The sequence below is a fragment of the Rania fehmarnensis genome, assembly GCF_056494185.1.
The window spans coordinates 8,150,618-8,173,867 of record NZ_CM151398.1 but is presented as its reverse complement, the minus strand read 5'-3'; the positions used below and the strand labels follow the sequence as shown (position 1 = coordinate 8,173,867).

The window sequence follows — 23,250 nt, the reverse complement described above, 5'->3', positions numbered from 1 at the left end:
CGCCAGGCGAGGTGCACCCTCTAACCGAAGTCTGCGTTTACCTGAGCATTTGCGTGCTTAATGCAGAGACTTTCACGTGGGAATCAAGTCCGTCGATCGCCTCGCCTGGCGGCTACGGGTTAAACGATCATGGCGAGGTGCACCCTCTAACCGAAGTCTGCGTTTACCTGAGCATTTGCGTGCTTAATGCAGAGACATGCACGTGGAGAACTAACTCCTTCGATTGCTTCGCCTGGCGGCTACGGGTTAAACGATCACAGCGAGGCGAACCCTCTAACCCAAGCCCGCGTTTACCTGAGCATTTGCGTGCTTAATGCAGAGACTTTCACGTGGGAATCAAGTCCGTCGATCGCCTCGCCTGGCGGCTACGGGTTAAACGATCACGGCGAGGTGCACCCTCTAACCCAAGCCCGCGTTCGCCCATAAACAACACAAGCCCGCGCTGCAATCGGACGACTCAACTCCGAACGGGTGGTTAAATTCTTCTCTTTTTTGGCACAGTTCTTCTCAAGTTGGTCATCGCAAGTAATGGAGCCTCTCGTTCCAAGCCCCGCCAGTCCTCGTCCAGACACTATTGATTACTCAGCGAAACCACAGAATGAACGATCGTCATGCCGCTCGAAAACGTCGACAATCGGCACGCAAATCTCGCATCGGAGCCTTGAAGACCAAGCTGCGTTCAATCGGAACCGGTCGACGGAAGATGCAGATCGAACTGCTCGAAGATCGGCGCCTGATGACCGTGACGCCGCTCAGCCCAGCGGAGGCCGCAGCGTTTTATTACACCAGCGTAGCCGTTAGCGGCTTCAGCGCAGGCCTCGAGCAATACGGACAGTTGAACTCGGCTCTGCCTTTTTTGCCGACCAGCATTGGCAATTTTGTCGATATCGATTCGGCCTTTGGCGAGTCCTTTATTCAGCCGCTGCAGAACTATCTATCTCCTACGACGACTAATCCAACTGTCGAGGGACTTCAGAGCGCTATAGAGCGCGCTCTCACGGATCTGCCTCAGCTTGACGGTAATGTTGTGGTCACCGATAACGCCAACGAGCTGAGCTTCACGATCGATGCAACGGTCACTCGTACCGTCGATGTCCAATATGATCTGGCCGAAGCGATCTCCAGTGACGAGAACCTGCGGGACTTGATCACGATCGACGGCGACTTGCATGCGAAAGTAAATTTTACTCTCGATTTCAGAATCGTCATCGGCATCGATCGTCAGCAGTCGGTCCCCAGCCAGCGAGCCTTCGTCTCGTTCGATGGTAACCAGAATGACAATAAAATCAGCGCGACGATCGATCTCGGTACCCAAGCTCCCATCTCCGCCGGCGTCGGATTTTTGGGGGTGACACTGGAAGATCCAGTCCTCGAACTTAATTTGGGGCTCGCGTTTGATACACTCCAAACCAAAGTAAACCTGGCACAGCTCAGTGCCAGCGACTTGTCCACGATTCTCACTGTCGCTCCCATCGGCACGAACAGTTTCCATTTACATATGGGTATCGAGACCGACGTGGCGGGGCTCAATTTTACGGCTGGCATCGATTTTGAAGATACCAACCTGTTCGATACAGAGCCAGCGTCTCCGATCGATGTTGACACAGCCGAACTCTCTGAATTTCGCACCGTGTCTGCCAACGGTTTCTTCAATGCGTTGCAACAACTCCAAAATTCATTTGGCAGTATCAGTTCCTTCGATGCCGCAATTCCATTCACGGGCGGCCAACGGCTCAGCGACGTATTGAATATCGGCGATGCATTTGGAGCGGCGATCGTCGGCGCCTCCGCCGAACCAGACAACGAGTCACTGGCCGCCTTCAAGAGCGCACAAGAGTTCGCCGCGGCCGTCGCCGAGCGAATGACGTATGTACCGAAAACCGCGACATCGCCCGCCGAGATCATCTTCGATGTCTCGTTTGATCACCTGTTCAATGTGGCCACCTTCCCCATCGACTTTGGGGCAGGCATTGGCGAATTGAAGATCCAAGCGGATTCGACGTTGCAGGTCGACGCAGCGCTGGCGGCGGCACTCGAAATCGGAATCAAACTGGAACAACCCGGCGCAAGTGCCGGATTCGGTCCCACAACTGCATTGTCTTCACTCAACGGCGGCAAAGGCATACCAACTGCTCCAGGCAATGATATCAAGATCACCCTGCGCAGCGGTGCCTCGGTCGAACTCGACATCAATGCTTACACGACGGTCGATGACTTGAAGACCGCGCTAACGAACGCAGGCTTGATCGTTACCTTCGATGAGCAACAGAACTTGATCGACGAAGGAACTTTCAATCAAGGCCTGATCGTGGTCGACCCCACGGCCCAGGTGGACGGTAAACAATTAAAGTTTGAAATGTTGAACGGTTCCCTGGCTGGTCCAACTCTGGGATTGTTCGGTACTGGGCAAGCAGGCATCTTCCTCAATGCAGATGGTACGCCCGATGAAGTCACGCATGGTATGCGAACCGGCCCTCTGCATGGCCAAAGCCTCGCTAACTCAGTATTCGTGCGGCCTAAGGCGGGCAAGCCGATGTTTGCGGCCACCGCTTCGCTCAGCTCCAACATCGACGGCGCAGCGCAACTCGGCTTTGTCGAAATCGCGATCGCCGATGGATCGGCCCTCGGCTCATTGAAAGCCGAATTCACACCCAGTTATCCATCCACCACGATAACCGATGGACGTATGGATGGCGCTCAGGTCATCGAGATGGTCAGTGAAGCCAAGCTGCGTTTGCAATCGCAGCGGCCTGTGAAGTTTGGTCAAGCTTATGCGGGCAACCTGCTAGTTCAAATCTCCAAAGCGGATGGAACGACATCCGCATTGCCTCTTGGTTTTAATATACCGGCTGGCTCAACTAGCGATGATTTGGCGGTCCTGGTCCTCGCGCTCAATAGTCAATTAATCATTCAGGGTGCCACCAATCCAGATGCGAACTTGGTGCGAGTCATCTCTAGTGGCGGCAAACTAAACTTCTTTTTGACCGATGGCGTGGGACGGTTTTTGACTGTCAAGGCGGCCGCAACCACTGACGCTGAAGCGGTTGCCAAACTTGGGATTACCGAAGAGCTGAGCGGATTCGTAGCCACGCCGAAGCTAAGTGGCTCGGCACACTTTGACTTGCCGTTTTCGGTGGATCTGAATTTGGGCTCGTATACATTGCCAGCCCTGTCACGCGTGATCTCGTTTGATGTACCCGATCTGACCGTCAGCGACTTTTCACTGCCCAAGAACTTCAATCTCGACGACTTGGGCTTGGGCGGAGCCAGCGACTACTTGCAGCGCCTCAAGTCACTCAATCGCGACACGATTATTCAAGCGCTCAGCGATGGATTGGATCTGCTGAGACAGGCAATCGCCGATTCGCCATTGTTCAATCAACAATTGCCAATGCTGAATGTCAACATTCGCGACGTGCTCGATTTTACCGATACCTTTGCCGAGATCATTGCCAATATGAATGGCACGACGGCCAGCGGCCTCGGACAGCTCGACGAATTGTTTGAAGATATTTTTGGTGTGAAGGAGAGCAACGGTGGGGGCAGTGACTATCCAACCTTTGCAGTCTTCATTCTGCCTCAACTGAACACCGGCTTGGTCTTCGATGGCGTCGCGCTAGATTCGCCCAGCAGCTTTCCTTCGATCGGCAAGGATTTTCTGGGCCAGCACTACACCAACTTGATTACGTATCTCGGTGCGTTACAAGCGGACAACGCGGCGTTCGGTTTGTCGTTGGATGAATCGGGTGATGATCTGGCGCTGCGCATTGATCTGCCGTTTGATATTGGCAATGGCTTTGGTGTCCAGAACCAAGTCAATCCGCTGGGATTCGAAGTGCCGATCAGCGTCGATATGTCCCCCCTGGGTGTTAGCGGTCTGTCCAGTTTTGTGGATGCCAGTGGAGATGCATTGGTTAGTGCTTACGCACTCGGCCAGGTCAAACTTTCGGTCGGCATCGAGTTGCCCGACAATGGCGCGCCCAAGCCGTTTCTTTATGATGGCGTGAGCAATGGAACATCGCTGGGCGTGCTCGTGCGCGCCGCGGCCGCACCCTTTAACTTCGATGTCTCGATCGGACCGATTGGGGCCACGCTGAGTGGTGGCAACTTTACCTTGGGCGGTACAGTCACCGCCGATCCCGGGCTAAATCAATACGCCAACTTCAGTATCGGCATCGATGATGATAACAACGATGGACGCCATTACTTTGACGAAATCGTTTCTACGTTGCAGCATGGACTGGAACTCGACGACTTTGAATTTGCGGGTGGTCTAAGTGCCTCTCTCACTGGGCAACTGGGATTCTCCGGCTTGCCGCTCGGTCCGTATGGCTTTAGTGCGTCGGTCAGTGACACCAACCTGGCCGACTTCTCGATTGACAATTTCAGTGTGTTAATCAATGGTGACAATGCCGCGACGGTTATCAATGACGTCAAACAAGTTCTGGCAGGCGATTTCAACATCTTGGCCTTGGTTGGCGGGTGGGATGGCGCATTCGATCTGCTGATCGACGCGATGGAAGGTGAAGTATTCGGCGTTGAACTGCCCTTCGTCGGCGACAAGCTAAAGGACCAGGCGGACTTTCTGCGCAAAATCAAGGACAGCGTGTCTGTCCCATTCTCTAACAATGCGGCTAACGAAGCCAACGATGCATTCAGCAATCCCTTTGAAGATGTACGTCGAGATTTGCTGGAATCCATCGGTCCCTACGGGTTGGATCTGCTAAAAGATATTACCGGCGATAACCAGGTCACCATCGAAGACATCGTCATCACGCAGCTGAATCCCGGCATCGGTTTCCAGATTCTGCTCGGCAATGATCTAGGCCAACTCGAACTGCCCATCGATTTCGATTTGGGCATTCCCGGTTTGAGTCTGGATGTGGATGCGAACGTTACTGGTACGCTCGGTTTTGAGCTGGGATTGAGCTTCGGTGTCGACCTGGATCATGGTTTCTTTATCGATACGACCGATAGCTTCTTGAATGTATTTGTCGACGTCGGTGTTCCGGGACTTTCGGCCAGCGGTGAATTGGGATTCCTGCGACTGGATGCCAAAGAGATCCTCACGCCAGCAGTCGTCAACCTCGGCGAAGATCAATCACTGAATTCGCAGTTGACTATCACTAGCAAAGCTACGGGCAGCCTCGCGAACTTCGACGTGCGCGTCGTGCAGAAGAGTGCGCTCGATACGAACAACTACGAGTTCGACCAGGCTCGACGACTGTTGACATTGAAGGTCACTGCGACCACTACTGCCCAAGATATCGTCACGCTAATCAGCAACGACAGTCTGCTTAGCGCTAACTTTATAGCCGCACTCGTGCCCGGCAGTACCGGCGCAGGCCTGGTCACTAGCGGCCAGCGCGCGGTCGGTGTATCGAACAGTTTCGCCGGTCGTTTTACGGTCGACATTCTCGATCCAGGGCAGAACGACGGACTGCTGACTCTCGGTGAAATACTGACTATCAACTCCTATAAGGATGTGCTCAGGATCGATGCGACGGCCAATGCCGCGCTGGATCTGCATTTGGTAGCCAGCTTTGGTGGTTCGAATTCATTCCCAAGTCTACAAACCGATTTGGCGATCGATTGGCAGTACGAGTTGGGCCAGTCCCTTCAGCTGCCAGGTGTGGAATTCAAAGATATCAGTCTGGATCTGGGGCAGTTCTTCAGCGGATTTGCCGGTACGGTTCTGGAAGAAGTCAACAACATCCTCGAGCCCGTGCGACCGATCATCAAGTTTTTGAACGAACCCATGCCTGTCGTTAGCGACCTGGCCGGTGGCAGCATCACTATGCTGGACCTGCTAAAGCTGCAAGGCGGATCGATCGCCAAAGCTGCAGCCTTTATTCAATCAGTAGCCGACTTTGACCGCATCCTTCAAAGCATACCGGACTTAGGTGACGGCCAACTGCTCAACATGGGCGGAGCCATCTTCCATGCAGACACTCGCACTTTTCAGCCCATGGGCACGGCAGCGGCAGTTGCAGACGCGCTGAAAACGTTAGCGCCGGCCAATTCGACCACCAAGTTCAATCCTGATGACTTTGTCAAATCGGCGGAAGTTCTCGAAAGTGAAAGCGATGACAAGATCAAGCTGGGCTTCCCCATACTCGATCCCTCCAACTTGATTGGACTGCTCAGCGGCAACGTCGTCAATCTGTTCACGTTGGAACTGCCGACGCTGGAGCTGGACGCAAGCATCAAGAAGTTCTTCCCATTACCAGTCTTTCCGATTGTGGGCGTCGAGTTAGCGGGAGCTGTCGGCGCGCGCATCGACTTTGCATTCGGTTTTGATACCTTTGGCATTCAACAGTTCCAACAGACAGGTGACTTTGAAGATGTCTTCAATGGCTTTTACGTCTCCGATCGTGAGAGCGCAGACGGTACGGGCGAGGATATCGATGAAGTCGTGTTGACGGCCTCGATCACGGCCGCAGCGGCTTTGAACGCAGGCTTCATTCAAGCCTCAGTAGGTGGCGGGCTGTTTGCGAATATCGATTTCAATCTGCACGATAACAATAACGATGGCAAGATCCGCCTGGTCGAACTGCTCGACAATACCCTGTTAGGCTTCAAAGATGGCTTTGGACCGGTTCACATCTTCGATATCGAGGGCCAGCTGGATGCAGGCCTGTTTGCTGAGCTGACCATTGGCCTGGGACCGTTTTCGTATTCGGAAGAATTTGAACTGGCGAGGGTAACCCTGTTCGATTTCGAATTCCCTCGGCCCACTGGCGAAGGCTTGCAGTTAGCCCAATTTGTGGGCGGACCAAACCAAGAAGCGACCAACAATGGCGACGCGGCACACGGGACAACGCTGCGCTTGAACATCGGCGCTAGCGCCTCCGCTCGCAGTTCGCTACTGTTGAACACCGACGAGGCCGAGAACTACAAGCTTTATCCTGGTCCTCAGCCCAATAGTGTCATCATCGAAGCATTCGGACGTTCGCAAGTATATACGAATGTTACCAAGATCATCGGCCACGCTGGCTTGGGTGACGATACGCTCACTATCAGCAGCGATATCACGATTCCCGTCGAACTGTCGGGTGGAGCCGGCAATGATACGCTGATCGGTGGATCGGGCAACGATGTTCTCAGCGGCGACGAAGGCAACGATGATCTGCGCGGCGGCGCGGGCAACGATACACTCGAAGGTGGTGATGGTCGTGATTCATTGAAGGGTGAAGCTGGTGATGATTTGCTGCGTGGTGGTAACGAAGATGACCAGATCTTTGGCGGCGAGGGTCGCGACTTTATCGTAGCCGGGGCAGGCAACGACACTGTTCGAGGTGGTGGCGATAATGATGTGATCTATGCCGGCAGCGGTTTCGATACTGTCTATGGCGATGGCGGCGACGATGAGATTCATGGTGAAGCCGACGGTGACTTGATCGAAGGCGGCGACGGTGGCGACACGATCTTTGGCGATGAAGGCGATGATCGCCTCTTGGGTAACGATGGCAATGACGAGATTCGCGGTGGTATCGGCAACGATGTTCTTCGCGGTGGAGTCGGGAACGATACGCTGCTGGGTGATGCGGGCGATGATCAACTGTTCGGCGAAAATAGCCGCGACATCCTGTATGGTGGTGACGGAGATGACATCCTGCAAGGTGGCCTCGGTTCCGATGATTTGTATGGCGGCTTGGGCCATGATCAACTCTTCTTTAATGTCAGTGATACCACGCAGTTAGAAAATGCGCTTCATTTGCTCATTGGAGGTGGTGGGAATGACTTGATTTACGCATCGCCACTGGTCGCAGACAATACGATCTTTGGTGACGGCGTCAATGATGAACTTGGGACTGTCAATGCCACGCTGGATGGCAACGATATGATCTATGGCGGAGATGGCAAGGACGTTATCCACGCGGGTGGTGGCAATGATGTGATCACCAGTTTTGGCGGCGATGATTTTGTCGATGCAGGACCGGGCGATGACCGAGTTTACGCTGGCGCCGGCAAGGATTTTGTCATGGGCGGTTTTGGAGATGACCAACTCTACGGACAGGACGGCCAAGATGTTCTGTGGGGCGGCTTGGCCACCCTGACCGATCTCTCGAAATTCGATTTGTCGAACCAAGCTAACTTTGAACTCCCGCTCTACTTCGAAGAGACAGAAGCCAAGGCCACGTATCACACGGGCTACGTGCCGGCGATCAAGGTTACGCCGCGCTTCGTAGCGGAACTTTCAATCGCGGGCGTCGAGGGCGATGGTCGAGATACGCTCGAAGGTGGTGACGATAGCGATCTGTTGTTCGGCGGAGCGGACTCGGACGTAATTCGCGGTGGCGCTGGCGCGGATTATATCGACGCTGGTTCAGGCAGCGATCGGAACGTCGATGGCGAAGCTGGTGATGACGTCATTCGCGGTGGCGGCAATGACGATACATTGCATGGCGGCGACGGTATCGATCACATTCTAGGCGACGGTGGTGATGATCTACTGTACGGTGATGCGGGAAATGGAGCAAATCAGGCCGGTCAGCGCTTGTTCGGTGGCGATGGTAGTGACAGCCTGTTCGCCTATGCCCCAGTGAATGCACCCAGCCAGTATCTACTCGTTGGTGATCAGTTGTTCGGCGGCGCTGATGGCGACACGCTCAGCGGCAATGTGCGCAGCGAAATCTTGGTGGGTGGCAGTGGCGATGACCTGCTGCGCGGGGACTACCTGGCCGGACCCGCATACGTCAAGACCTCAACCGCCGACCAATTTGGCGGAGCTGACAAACTGTTCGGTGAGGGCGGTGAAGACAAACTGTATGGCGGTGGCGGCGACGATGAAATGTGGGGCGGTGCCGATACGGACTATCTCGATGGCCAACGAGGAGCCGACCAGCAGTACGGAGGCAGCGGCAATGATCTAATGGTCGTTTCTGAGATGAATCTGCTGCAAGTCGAAATCGGCAAAGTAGATACCATCGACGGTCACAAAGGCAACTTCCCTGGCGATACCGCAGCCGACGACAAAGCCACTGATGTGCTGATCATCAATGGTTCGCAACTTGCGGACGTGATTGGACTCAGCCAGACCATTCCCGCTCCCGCGCAACAACCGCAACTACGCATTGATTACAACTCGGGCAGCGGCAATCGTATTATTCTGGCTAACATCTATAACGCCAGTGGCCAACTGTTAGTGGAACAATTCCAAGTCGCCGGATTGGGCGGTGCTGATAAGCTTGGTTTTGCTGGAGTCCATCCAACACTCTTACCGTTGATCGATACGAATGCCTCGAAAGCCTTCGATGTAACGCAGATCGCCTCCCGCGGCGATTGGACTGCAACACTGGAAGGTAATAGTGGCGATGACATAATAATTGGTTCAGCGGGACGCGATCGTGCATCCGGCGGACCAGGCAAAGATCAACTGTACGGATTCGCGGGCGATGACCGCTTGCTCGGTGACAATGGCGATGGCTTCACCACCGACGAAGATTGGCTGTACGCTGGCCAAGGCAATGATGATCTGACCGGTGGTCAGGGCAAGAACCATCTGTATGCGTGGAGCCTCGATCCGTATTTGGGTGATGACTTCGGAGTGTTTGTCGATGCAGATGGAAATTTGCAATCGAGTTCGGCAGGTGGAACTCTCTCGGCGGAGAAAACTGGCCTGAACCGACTGTTGGGCAATGACGGCAACGACGAATTGTTTGGTGGCACTATTCTCGACTTCATGGTCGGTCGAGGCGGTACGAACACACTGTACCGATCCAATGGTGCAAAGTTTGAATCGCTGGCCGGCACGGTGGCGGGCGATGAATGGAAAGAATACGCCAAAGAGTCCGACCAGGTGTGGTACATTGGCGGCACCAATGCCAACGACGAGATCAGCGTCAACTTTGTAACCGAGCCAGGTCTACTATCCGATCATCACTTGATCACGCGTTTGACGGACAACAATGGCAACGTGACCTTCGACGCGCAGGTGCGTTTAGACTTTGGAGCCACCGACGCTGATGGCAATCCCATTTGGAAACCCAACGATTTGTTAGCTGACTATGCTGCGCTGCGCAGGCTGACTGGCAATGAAACGTTAACCGAGTCGCAACAAGTGGAGATCCAGCAACTCGAAACCAATCTCGTTAATAACCTGTTGCCGCCTGAAGGCGATTTCCAAGTCATCTTGATCGATGCGCTGGCGGGTAATGACAAGATTGTTGTCGGCCCTACTGTGCAGAAATCGGTGTGGATCGACGCGGGGGATGGCGATGATTCTGTCACGATTCGTGGTGGCAATGTGATCCTGGCGGATAAAGCCGAATCGGGCAAAACGAATGAACTGATCGGACGCAACGATCAGGCAGCGCTGGCCTATCCGCTGATCCTACCTGCGGGCGGCGTGCAGTTCGATGGGCTGACCATGGATCATGCCAGCGACGTCGACTGGTTCAAGTTTACGCTTCCTGCGATCACTGGCTCGATGCAGGTCAAGACTGCTTCGCCTGTTGATAATTTGACGGTACAAGTATTCGAAGTAAACGGTACGACGCAGAGAGCCATTGCGACGGGACTGCAGTCGGTATCCATCAACTTACCTGCATCGGGTTTAGTCGCGGACACCGTTTATCTCTTGAGAGTTCAAACAAACAAAACGCCAACCATCTATGGCATCGAGTTTGACTTGGGTGGTGCGAGCATTCCCGTGGTGGACTTGGGAGTTCGCAGCAACTCGATTCGTCGTGATGTGATTCTGGGCGGCCGTGGTGATGATATCCTGATGGGAGGACCGGGTGAAGATTGGATCTTTGGTGGCGATGGTAACGACGTGATCAGCGGTGGCCTGGATCGCGGAGCTGGCGATTTGCTCCTTGGCGAAGCGGGCGATGACACTTTCCAAATCATTCCCGACCAGTTACCGCTGTTGGGCAATCAGCCCAATACGGTCTTCGATCCCGCTTCGCGGACGTTCTTGCCCACGATGAATGATGAGATCGATGGCGGCAGTGGCACCGACCGCATGCTGTATGTAGGTGGAAATCTTGATCGCCGGGGAATCGAAGTGCCCGATTTTGCAGCTCTGCGTTACAACATCGGCTTCCATCGCTACGAATTCACCAGCCTCATTTGGGACATCGGCCAGCAAAAGTTTCTCCGTGATTACGTCGATACCAACGCCAATGGTCAACAAGATGCTGGCGAGTCGGAGCTGGCCACCTACCAGCGCGAATATCTGTTCTATCAAACGCGCAGCGTCGAGAATACGCAAGTTGAATTGCAGGCCGGTGACGACACGTTCCACGCCGATCCAAGTTACGTGTTCCCGGGCACGCTCGAAGAATGGGGCATCAAGCCAGGCAACTACGAGCAGGGAGCCAGCGAAGCGGGACTGCTCATCAGCGGCGGTCCAGGAGCGGATCAATTATTCGGCGGTGCGCTCGATGACCAGATCAGTGGTGGTCCAGGCAACGACATCATCTTTGGCTATCAAGGCAATGATCAGCTGACGGGCGATAGTGGCAACGATCAAATCTTCGGTCTGAAAGAGATTGTGCTCAGCGGCTCAGTAACCGGCGCGTCGGTCGTGGTCGGTGGTCCAATTGCAATTACGACAGGCAACACAGAAGAACTGGTCGATGGTCAGCGCGTAACAATCACCGGTGTGTTGGGCAACACCAACGCCAATGGCACGTACTACATAAAGGTGCTCACGACGACAACCTTTACGCTGTATACCAATCAGTCATTAACCACTGCACGCATCGGCAATGCAGCCTACACCAGCGGTGGCAGCTGGACCACCAATCCCACCCCGCCTCGCACCCCAACTCAAGTCACCGGTCAATCTGCATTGGGCAACTCCGAAGCCTATACTTATCAACTGGTAGCACCATTCTTTGCCTTGCCAGCAGCAGGGCGGCCCGGCATCAATTTGTCCAACGAATTCGTGGCCGCCAATCAACAAGTTTTCTCAGCCTCACTGCCCTTGGTGCACTACTCATTTGACTCGTCGTCCAACCTAGGTCGAGATGATTCCGGCAATGCGTTGCCGCCCACGACGCTAGTGGATGTGACATACAATTCCGATGGCCAGAACGGTGCAGCTGCGTCGTTCGCACTGCCAACGGCCAACCTAAGCATCCATTATGCTATGCAGAATGCTTGGACATTCTCTGCCTGGTTCAAGGATGTCATCGACACTGGTGCCGCCAATCGATTGTTTGAAATCGGCACCAGCAGTGTTCTTCGCACGATGCACGTCGAACTAGAGCCTGGCACGTCGCGCTTGGGCATGCGAGTCATCGACGGCGGGAACAGCACTTTTGAATATAGCGGCTTCGATCTAGCCCCAGCAGCGATCGCAGGGCAATGGCACCAGCTGACCGTAACAAGTTCCAGCGGCGGAACCGATTTCTACTTCGATGGAGAACTCGTTGGCCACGTGACCTCTGCCGCCGAGGCGCTCAATATTGGTAAACGCATCAACCAGAGCTTTGCCACTTCGCTGGATGAAGTTTACGTCCATACTCGCGCACTTTCAGCAGAGAACGTGGCCGAGCTCTACCAGTCGTCGCAACTACCTATGCCCACGATCAACACGCAAGCCTACCTACTCGAAGGTGCGTCAGCGGGAGCACTGCTTTCGAAGCTGACGAAGATCGGCGATTTCAATGGCGATGGTTTGGATGACTTCATCGCTTCCACTAGTAGCGATGGCACTAGTTACATACTGTTTGGACCAGTTGAACTGAACGCATCTGAGCGGATAGATCTGTACGCTGATATCGTGATCGACGGCACGGCGGTAGGACGCCCCGCGAGCAGCTTTGGCGATGTGAACAAGGACGGCTTCGCCGATCTTGCATTTGTGCGAAACACTAACGGCGTAAACACCGTCACGGTCGTTCTGGGCGGTAAGTCCATGAAGATCAACGCCGTTGACCAGGCGTGGCCAAGACTGTGGGAGACGACGTTTGTCAGTCAGTACGTCAACACGCTGGGTCAAGGCAGTTTCCGCACCATCGACTTGACCGGCAGCCGAACTCTCAGCGCGACGCAAATCTTCCTGGCCGACATCAACGGCGATAAGTACTCCGACGTGATTGCGATCGCGGCGGCCACGTCCAGTACCCGCTCGATTGATGCAGACTACTACGAACTGGGCAACATCTTCTCCGGTACAGTTGTATCGCAGAACCATCCCATCGCGACCAAGCCCACCCTGACGATGGTCGATCAATATGCCAACATCCGGACCAGTACGCCCGGCACCTATTTAACCACGACACTGGCCGACATTAGTGGAGCAGGCATCGAAGACCTGCTGCTGGGCAATCGATTCCTCACGATCTCGCGGTTCGAACAGACCAATACCTTTGCCAGTGCGACACATTCGCTGGGCACCGCCGCTACGGGTTCTTACCCTCTGAAGATCCTGCTCAACGGCACAGTCGCCGAAATTTCGGTCGACATTGACGGCAAAGTGCCTGCGAATAATAGCCTGGCGAAGATCGTAGAGCAGATCAATCAGAAACTGATGGCCACACCGCTGGCCGGATTAGTCTATGCCGACGGCGGTAGTCCCACTCAGCTACGCTTCGGCATCGTACAGGGTGGCGGGCAGCGACTTTCCGTTATCGGTAATGGAGCACCACTTGGTTTTACAGGCGTGAACTCGTTCCCCTTTGAATCTTTCCCATCTACAGCTAGTCGTTCCATCGCAGACTTGGCAACCGTAACGTCACCTCTGAACATTCATTTTGGGGATCAAGGTCTCGCGGAACAAGTCGAAGTCTCGCTGAACATTAACCATACTTACAATGGCGACCTGTCCGCCACGTTGATCTCGCCGAGCGGCATGCGCGTGAAGCTGTTTTCACGCGTCGGTGGCAACGGAGATAATTTTGTCAACACCGGCTTCTCCGATGCCGCGTCGCAATCCGTTACTGCTATCGTATCACCTACCAGCAATGTCACCGGCGCGTATCGACCGCTAGAACCACTGTCACTTTTAATTGGACAGCCCGTTTACGGAACATGGACTCTCGAAGTTACCGACCATGCACAAGCCGATATTGGCACGCTGCTCAACTGGACCCTGCACGTTAAACAATTCCGCACCAACTCTGCTCAGCAGGGCGCGGGCGGTCCGGCGCTTGTTAGTAGCACAAGTACTTCCTATCTACCGAACTTGCCGGCTGGGGTAAACCGGCCCAGCAATTTAACGATCCATGTGACCAACGGCTCGCCAGGTTCTACCGCCTTTACGCCTATTGCCCTTGGAGACCTGAACAACGATGGCTTTGCCGATTTCGGCTACGCCAACGCTGTTCAAACGGATGTCTACTACGGATCGGCCAACAGCTTCTTCCCAACGGTGGCCTTTACAGTTCCTGGAACTGCGATCGCTACAGGGGACTTTGATCATGACGGCGAAATGGATTTGGCCTACATGGAAACGGTTTTCTCTCCGACACTGTTTATCAATTACTCAGTCTCCAAGAAGGTGGCTGCCGGCGGCGGCGTGTTCGCCAAAGGACAGGCTGACGTGCGTCTGCCTTTCATCGAAACGGTCGACACGAATGCTGTTTCAGGCAGTCCGAAGTTTACGCTTGTAGCCTTTGATCTCAACGGCGATCACCTGGATGATCTAGTCGTTCAGTCGCAACATGCCACCAACTCAAGCGGCCAATCAGGGGCGGGTCGCTTGTATGCGATCTATGGAGCACTCCGACCGACGCAACTGCCCACCACCGGCATTAGTGATCTGGAAAACTTCTCGGTGCCAGGCAGTGGTTCGTTTGTGGTCAATCCCGAAACGGGACGTTCCGAACTGTTCATGGATGCAGGCAATCCGTTTGAACTCGCGACTGTCAACGACGAGAAATGGTTCCGCTTTACCACGCTCGGTGACGGTAAAGTTGGAGATGCCATCCGTTTGATCGATGCGACGGCTCCCGATTTCAAAATCGCTGAAGTAGCGGTCAATAATCCACGCTTATCTGGGCAGAATCTCGACCTGGTTAGCTGGTCCAGACTGCCGAACGATCGCATCGAACAGTCGACTCTCATCCCGCACGTTAGTATCGCGGGCACTGGCGATGGCACCGTCGACTACTACCGGTTCACTGCTACCGCTGGCAGTCGTGCCATCTTTGACATTGACGACAACAACTTTGATAGCGAGATCTTTTTGTTCAACGCGGCCGGTGTCGAACTAAGTGTCAGCGATGATGATTCTGGACCGGGAGCGGACGGCGGCCAGGGCAGTTCACTAGCTTCGTTTGTCGATCACACGTTCACGACATCGGGCACCTATTACATTGGTGTCGGGATTTTCAATTCGATCTCGCAAGGCGGTGAGATAGTCCCTGCGCCCGATTCTTCAGGTGGGCCGATCATCGCCGGTGCCAATTACACCTTGCATGTTTCGCTCGCCAATCAACCGGTTGCGCAATTGCCGACTGCCGATTTGATCGATGCCAGCGGTGGCATCGTCGCAACCAATCAATCTGCGTTTGATCTTCGTAATGTCAAGGCAGGCACGTACTATTTGCGAGTATACGATCATACGGGGCAATTCGCGATTGAATTCGATGCGCCCACCCGTGGACAATTCGCTGGCTCAACCACCTTGCCCGATCGAGATTTTATCGATGGCGGTGATGGCGATGATCTGCTGGTAGGTAATAACGATATTGATCGCATCTTCAGCGGTAGCGGAGCTGACACGGTCATCGGCGAAACGACCGAGCAGCGAGATTCTAGTCCTGGGGACGTGCGACTAAGTGCTCACAAACTCGAACGCATTTCCGCAGATCAACGTACGCTCGTGGATCCGGTCGTCGAAATTGCGGACCTGCCACTAGAGCGCTCGATCGCTGTTGCCCTTGGTAAGCCGGTTACCAGTGATTTGAAGTTTGTGCCTCAAGTGTTCGGACCGATGCTGGCTAGCGAGTTGGCCTCTGTTTCAACGCTGAATACCGGCAATATCCGTTCGTTGGATGGCATCCAAAATCTGACCAACCTGCAGAGCTTGAATGCGTCCGGTGGTAATCTGGCCACTCAAAACCCGACTGTTTTTGACGGCATCTACACGATCACGGCGGCTCTTACCGATCTGACGTTGGACTTTGGGTCCAACAAGACGATAACGAGCATCGCTATCTACAACGGCTACGCGAACCGTGATGACGGTGGTTATACGTTAAGAAATGCTACTGGCGGTGTCTTAGGAACGTGGAATATTTCCGGCAGTACGAGCACTACCGATGCATTTTGGCTGATCTTTAACTCGCCCATTACGACTAGTTCGCTAACCATCACTGCCACGCCTGTCGAAAACGGTACCCACAGCTTCCGCGAGATCGAAGTTTACCAGAACGGTTTAGGCCGCGCATCGATTGGTACCACCGCCGGGCATTTCACGCGTGGACCAGCCGGTTTCTACCTGGCCGCTCATCAGACAGTCGGCAATCCCTTTTCGCCGATCCCGGATGTTACTAGCGGGCTGGGCGGATATCTCGTTCCCTTCACCGTGACAGGCACCTTCCCAATTGGTGGATACGACGGTTCGAAGTTGAACAATGGCGATATCAGGTCGCCGAATTTCGAGCGGCTCGGCCAGCTTGAGCATTTGCGCGTCCTCGACTTGAGCAACAATCCACGCATCACCGATCTCCAGTCCGTAAGCGGATTGACAGATCTGGAGGAACTCTATCTCCATGGCACCGGCATCCCACAGTCTGCTCCCTATGCCACCCTGCTCGCACTAGCGAACTTGCGAACACTGACGTTGCCCGTACCAGCTCTCTCACCATCTAATCAAAACCTCACTACGCTCGAAGGCCAACTAGTAACGCTGACAACTGCGACAGCCGGTGCATGGTCCGTACTCGATCCGGCTGGTGTTGCGATTGCCAGTGGCACCAGCACGACAGTCTCCTTCACACCTCCCGTTGCTGGTAAGTACACGGTGACTCACACAGCCACTGGCTCCTTCCCCTTCTTCGCACAAAACGTTGCGCCCGTCATTTCCGGTACCCCGATAACTGTGAATCTGAATGAAGGTGACGTTCGGACTGTCGATCAGTTGCTGACCGGAGCTGGTTTAACCATCATCGACCCGGGCTCGACGCCACAGCGACAGGTAACCGTTACCGACTCCCAGGGAGTCGTTACCGATTTAACCACTGGATCGTTGGTGATGAACAACGATGTAATTCAACTGAACCCAGCGATATTGGATGGAGCATCGGAGTTGAGTGTCGCCTTTTGGATGAAGACCTCCAGCTCTAGTCCTCAAACCGTCTTGAGCACAAAAGGCTTATTAGGCGAAGATTATTTGGCTATTTCGCCGCAATCAGGCAATCAGCTGGTGATCTATGGCAACACCGCGAGATCCTTTACGACACCGACGCCGTTTGCCGACAATGCCTGGCACCATGTGGTTGTACTTCGCAACGCTAACAACGATACCGTGTCCGTATTCTATGACGGAGTGCAATTGGGAACAGTGGCTTCCGTGCCTCTGCAACCGCTGCATGTGGTTGAGGGCGGATTGGTAGTGGGACAAGAACTGGCCACGGTGGGTTACCATACTGGTCTGGATCTCAAAGGCAGCATCGATGAACTAGCCATCTGGCGTCGCTTGCTGACTTCCGCACAAATTGCGGACATCTATAGCCAAGGAGTTATTGGTACGGCAGCCGACTTGGCCGCGTATTATCCATTCAACGAGTTGGGTGGCGACATCGTTAGAGATCGCAGTCCCAACGTTCGCGATGGAGTGATTGCTTCTCTCGATCCAGGCACCGGCATAACTTGGTCAACCGATAGTAGGATCCTGCCCAGGAATTTTCAGCCACTCGACGAAGGTGAGTACACGCTAAGCGTAGTGGTGCACGATTCTCAAGGTGCCTCGGATCGCGCGGCTGCGCCGATTCACGTGTCGAACGTGGCTCCCACCCCCGTCATTGCTCAGCTGACTTCAGGCCCGTTGGTCGCTGGTCAAAGCGTTCAGTTCGACGCACGGAGTTCGACCGACCCGGGCATCAATGACAAGCTGAGCTACTCCTGGGAGGTCACATTCCTGAACGAAGCGGCTGGCTTTGTATCCTCGAAGAGCAATTTTGAATTTACGCCGAAAGCAGCGGGACCGTATGTAGTCAGCTTGACTGTCACCGATTCGGTTGGCGCGCAAGCGACCACGACATCCACCGTCTCGGTCTATCCGTTTATTCCTGATGGGCCAGTGGCTGCTCAACAGGTTAGCGAAGGTAACGTACTGGTGTTTGATTCACTCGGCGTTTCGCCCGAAGCCGCCGGCGCCAGCAGTCCGCGGGCATACGCCTGGCGAGCCTTCGCGCCAGGTGTCCCTGATATCCTCGGCCAAGCATCCTCGTTCGCCTTTGCTCCGATCGACAATGTTACCTACTCTGTTGAACTAATGATTACCGACACGATCAATTCGTTGCCGTTTGCCACCACCAAGATTGTGGCCATCGTTCAAGGAATAAATGTTGCCCCGACGATCGCTTTCGGCGCGACAACCTTTGGCATGGAAGGTTCGCCAGTTACGTTGAGCCCGGTAATTCGTGACGCGGGCATCCAAGATACGCTTACTTACCTATGGGCGATCGTCGATGCTGATTCCAACAGTGTCGTGATGGATACGGCCAACAATCTACCCGCAGTCAGCTTTACACCTCGCAATAATGGAATCTATACAGCGACAATAACGGTTACGGACAAAGACGGCAGTTTCACCACTTCGTCGACGACGATTGTGGTAGCTAACGCCGCCCCCGTAGTTAACGCGGGCATCGATCAAACAACTAACGAAGGCACCCACAGCAATCAGATTACATTCCCAGGCAGCTTCAGCGATGCAGGCATTGCCGATCAGAATTTTACCTATGCGTGGGATTTCGGCGATGGAGTCATAGTGAGCGGTGCGGTGGCTACTGCCGGCAATATTCCACCGGTTAACCATACTTACGCAGATAGTGGAGTGTATACAGCCACGCTACGTGTATTTGATAACGAACTGGCTGTCGGTAGCGACAGTGTGCGGATAACCATCGTCAACCTGGCTCCGCAAAGTTTGTCGCTCAATGGACCATCCACGGCCGACGAAGATACGACAGTTGTTTTCACTGGCAGTACCACGGACTTGAAGGGCTTTCTAGTTGGCATGACCGATACAGAGCTGTTGCGAGGTCAAATCGACTTTGGCGATGGTACCGTGTTGCCACTGCAGTTGATCGGTGAACCACAACCTGTTTTAGAAATCGAACCGAACCAAGGTGCATCACCTCAAAACTTGGACAACGAGCAGTGGACCAAGTACCTGAATCCACGCATCGAACGTTCCACGGAACTAGCCCACGTTACCGTACAGGGCAACGGTGATGATTTCACCATCGATGGTTTCATTTTTACTGCCACCTCGGGCAGTCAAGCGATCTTCAAGGCTGGGGATCGCAACTTCAACCTGCAACTCCTTTTGTTCAATGCCACTACCAATGCTCTATTGACCGATGGCGTGAACCGTTTGGCCCACACCTTTAACAGCTCTGGCAACTACAGGGTTGAAGTCTATCGCGCTAATGACAATGGCACCGTCAGCTTTCTGGCACCAGGCAACCAATATCAGTTACATTTGTCGGTTGAGAATCATGCGCTGTTGCCCATGAACGGTACACCCGTCTCACCGTGGAGTTTGTACGAGTTCACCTCGCGACATATCTATGCCACCCCGGGCACCTATAACGTCGAAGTTACCTTCCGCGACGATGATGGAGGCATCACCACCAGAAGCTTACCGCCCATCGTGATCGCAGATACAACGGCCCCGACTGTGTCGGCCGCCGCTGTTGCACCCGATCCTCGCAACGTACCGGTCAGTTCGATCGTGCTGACCTTTAGCGAACCGGTGTTGAATTTCAACTTGAGCGATCTAACGCTAAGGCGGAACGGTGGGGCGAACCTATTGGCAGGCAGTACGGCTACGCTCAGCCTCAACACCGATGGGACCTGGACACTCGGCGGCCTGGGCAGTTTAACTGCCGCTGATGGTGAGTATTTGCTGCGTCTCAATGCTGCGGCTTCGGGCATCACTGATAGTGGGCTGCACCCACTGGCCAATGACCTGGCTGTAGGCTGGCAGATGGACATGACAGCTCCAGTGATCACGGTCGATCCCTTGGTCACGATCGAGACCAGCCCACGCTTGACCGGCACAGTCGATGATCGCACGGCTACGATTGAGGTGACAGTCAACGGCATTGCCTATCCCGCCCAGAACATGGGCGATGGCACTTGGCGCTTGTCGGCAGGTACGCTGGCCGCGTTGCCCCTAGGCATCTACAACGTGGCGGCCGTCGCCACGGACTCATTGAACAACCTAGGGAGTGATTCGTCGGTCGGCGAACTGACGGTGACCGTACCATCACCTACATTCCGAGTCACCGGTTACTCGGTCAATCCTAGCGGCATAGCTCTGTCGCTGAATCAGACGCCCGACTTGAGTGTGCTGAATCTATATGACGGCATCGATGGTTCGACTGATGCTGCCGATTTTGTATTGGTTGGAGCCAATGTTGGCCATGTAAGTGGTTCGCTGGTGTGGGATGAAAATACTGATACGTTGACCTTCATCAAGACCGGTGGAACGCTCGAACCCGACAACTATTCGTTAACCATCTTCAGTCGTCCAGACGGTCTCCGCTTGGCAACTGGCGAGTTGCTCGATGGCGATAGTGATGGTTTGCCAGGCAACAACTTTGTGCGATCATTCACAGTCCAATCCAATACGGCTCGCGTCGTCTCAGTAGCGGACTTTGCCCGAGGAGCGACATCGACCGCCGGTCAGATTGTTAATGTTTCTTACAACAATGGACTAGGTGGCATTCCGATTACGATCAGCGAAGCTGACGACGTCTTGGCGATCGATTTCGATATGGTCTTTGATCCTCAACTGCTGGATGTCAGCAGCGCCTTTGTAAACGTGTTGCCCGCGGACTGGACCACTGCGGTCAATCTAATTAACTCTGGCCGCACGCGCCTGAGCTTGTCCGGCGCTACGCCACTGGCCACAGGCGCTCGTGAGATTGCGCGCATCTTGGCTAGCGTACCTACGACAGCCCCTTATGGTGCAAGTGGACTCGTCAAGATTGAAAACCTGGCTGTCCGCACGTTGGCCGGAGGTGCCAGCCCAGTACCCGCCCTGCCCGACACTGGCTTGCACAAAGCGATATTTATTGGCGACACCAATGCGGATGGTCAATACACAGCCCAAGATGCCGGTTGGATTGCGGGCGTGATCGTGGGCTCAACGACCGGCTTTGACGCGTATCCGCTGGTCGATCCGGCTATCATCGCCGATGTTACTCAGAATGGAGTTCTCGATGGACTGGATTCCGCTTGGGTGGCTCGGAAAGGATTGTCCGCTAGCCTGCAACCGGAGATACCTGACTTGCCGGGTGGTAGTTTGAACATCAATTCTGCTGGTGTTGATCCCACGCTGGCGGCCGACTCGCTGGTGCCCAGCCATCGCGGCGCGGCGGTGACCTTACCCATCCGCATCACTGATAGCGCACTTGGCCTGTGGGGCGTCGATGTGTTTATCGATTACGATCCCCAAGTGCTGAACATTGACGGTGGGCTGAACGCTGGAGGAATTGAACTGACCGGCATCTTTGCTGCTGAATCAAACTGGGCGATGCAAACTTATGTCGATGACGTGAATCATCAGGTTCGCCTATCGCTCTACCACGCGACGCCATCGATATCCACATCGGGTGCTATTGCACATGTTGAATTTCAAGTGCAACCCGATGCACCGTTCGGAATTACGCCGCTCCACGTACATGGCTACGATGAAGTGCCACCGTTTAGCTTCACGTTTGTCGATGGTTCGATCAATGTCATCGATCGATCGCCAACCGACATTACGCTCGATCAAACTACCGTGCCTGAGAACGCCGATACTCAAGCGGCCGATCTGCTCTTTGGTGAACTGGGTACAACGGATGCGGACATCGTCGACTCATTTGTGTATGAATTAGTCGAAGGCGTGGGCAGTAGTGACAACAGCAAGTTCAACTTGGTGGACGACCAGGTGTATCTCAAACAAGGCCAGGTGCTCGACTATGAGTCTCAGCCTGCATACGCGATTCGCGTGCGCACGACGGATTCGGGTGGCTTGAGTCTAGAGAAGTCGCTGACGATTACCGTGACGGATGTCAACGAAGCACCCATCTTGAGCGTGGCCAATGCGCATGTTGTTGGCAACGTGCTCAGCCAGTTTATCAACACGGGTACTTGGAGCGATCCTGAGTCCGGTAGTACCACGCTATCGGCTTCGCTAGGTACGGTGACGAAGAACGTAGATGGAACTTGGTCGTGGAGCTACACGCCATCGCAAAAGTTGACGGACCAATTGGTGACCATTACGGCCAGCGATGGTCTCAACAGCAGTACTACCAGCTTTACGCTGAGCGCCCTGGTGGCCGTGACCAACCGCAAATTCTTCTACAACAACAGCGGTTTTGAAACGGTGGGCGGGGTCAATGGAGCCTTGGATGCAAACAAGGTGCTTTTGCAGTCAGGTGCCACGACGCAGCAGGCTACCTTTGCCAATGTATCGAATTACACCCGCGGAATTAACGGAGTGGTTTTCGATATCGCTGGGTTGGTCGCATCATCGCTGACAGTTGATGATTTCATTTTCAGAATCGCGCCACCCAACGCATCTGGAGTGGTAAACCCCAGCACGTGGGCCACTGCTCCTGCGCCCAGCGTGATTGCGGTCACGCCCGGCACGGCCACCACTCCTGCACGCGTGCGACTGGAATGGGCCGACAACGCCATTGCCCTGACGTGGTTGCAAATTGTACTGCGGTCCAATGCCCATACGGGGTTGGCGGCGCCCGCAGTTTATTATCTGGGCAGTGCTCCTGGTGAAGTCAACGGGGCCGCACCCTACCGCATCACCGGCGCCGACTTATCGCTGATCCAGGCTTCCATTTCCAATAGTTTGGTCGCCGTCACTGAAATGAAGGATGTGAATAAAGACAGACGCGTCACCGGAGCGGACCTATCGTATGTGCAAGCTCGCATCTCCAACACAGTGCGGCTGAACAACATCATCATCCCGGCCTCAGGTTCCGCAGCTGAAGGTGCTTAACTCGTGCCCAAGCTCTGCCTGGGCACCAGGCTCGTACCCAGGCTCTGCCTGGGCACGCACTGCCTTGGAGGCTCCGCCTCCTGTGCATAGTAGCAGCACTAACTCCGCCA

At 54.5% G+C, this 23,250-nt stretch carries 1 protein-coding gene; it reads left to right on the top strand.

The annotated features are described in order from the left end of the window. The first annotated feature begins 598 nt into the window (after nt 1–598). The gene (locus SH573x_RS27705; RefSeq protein WP_479351303.1) at nt 599–23,140 is read left to right on the top strand and encodes a PKD domain-containing protein; all 22,542 of its coding nucleotides are present in this window, start codon (nt 599–601) and stop codon (nt 23,138–23,140) included. Nucleotides 23,141–23,250: the final 110 nt, after the last annotated feature.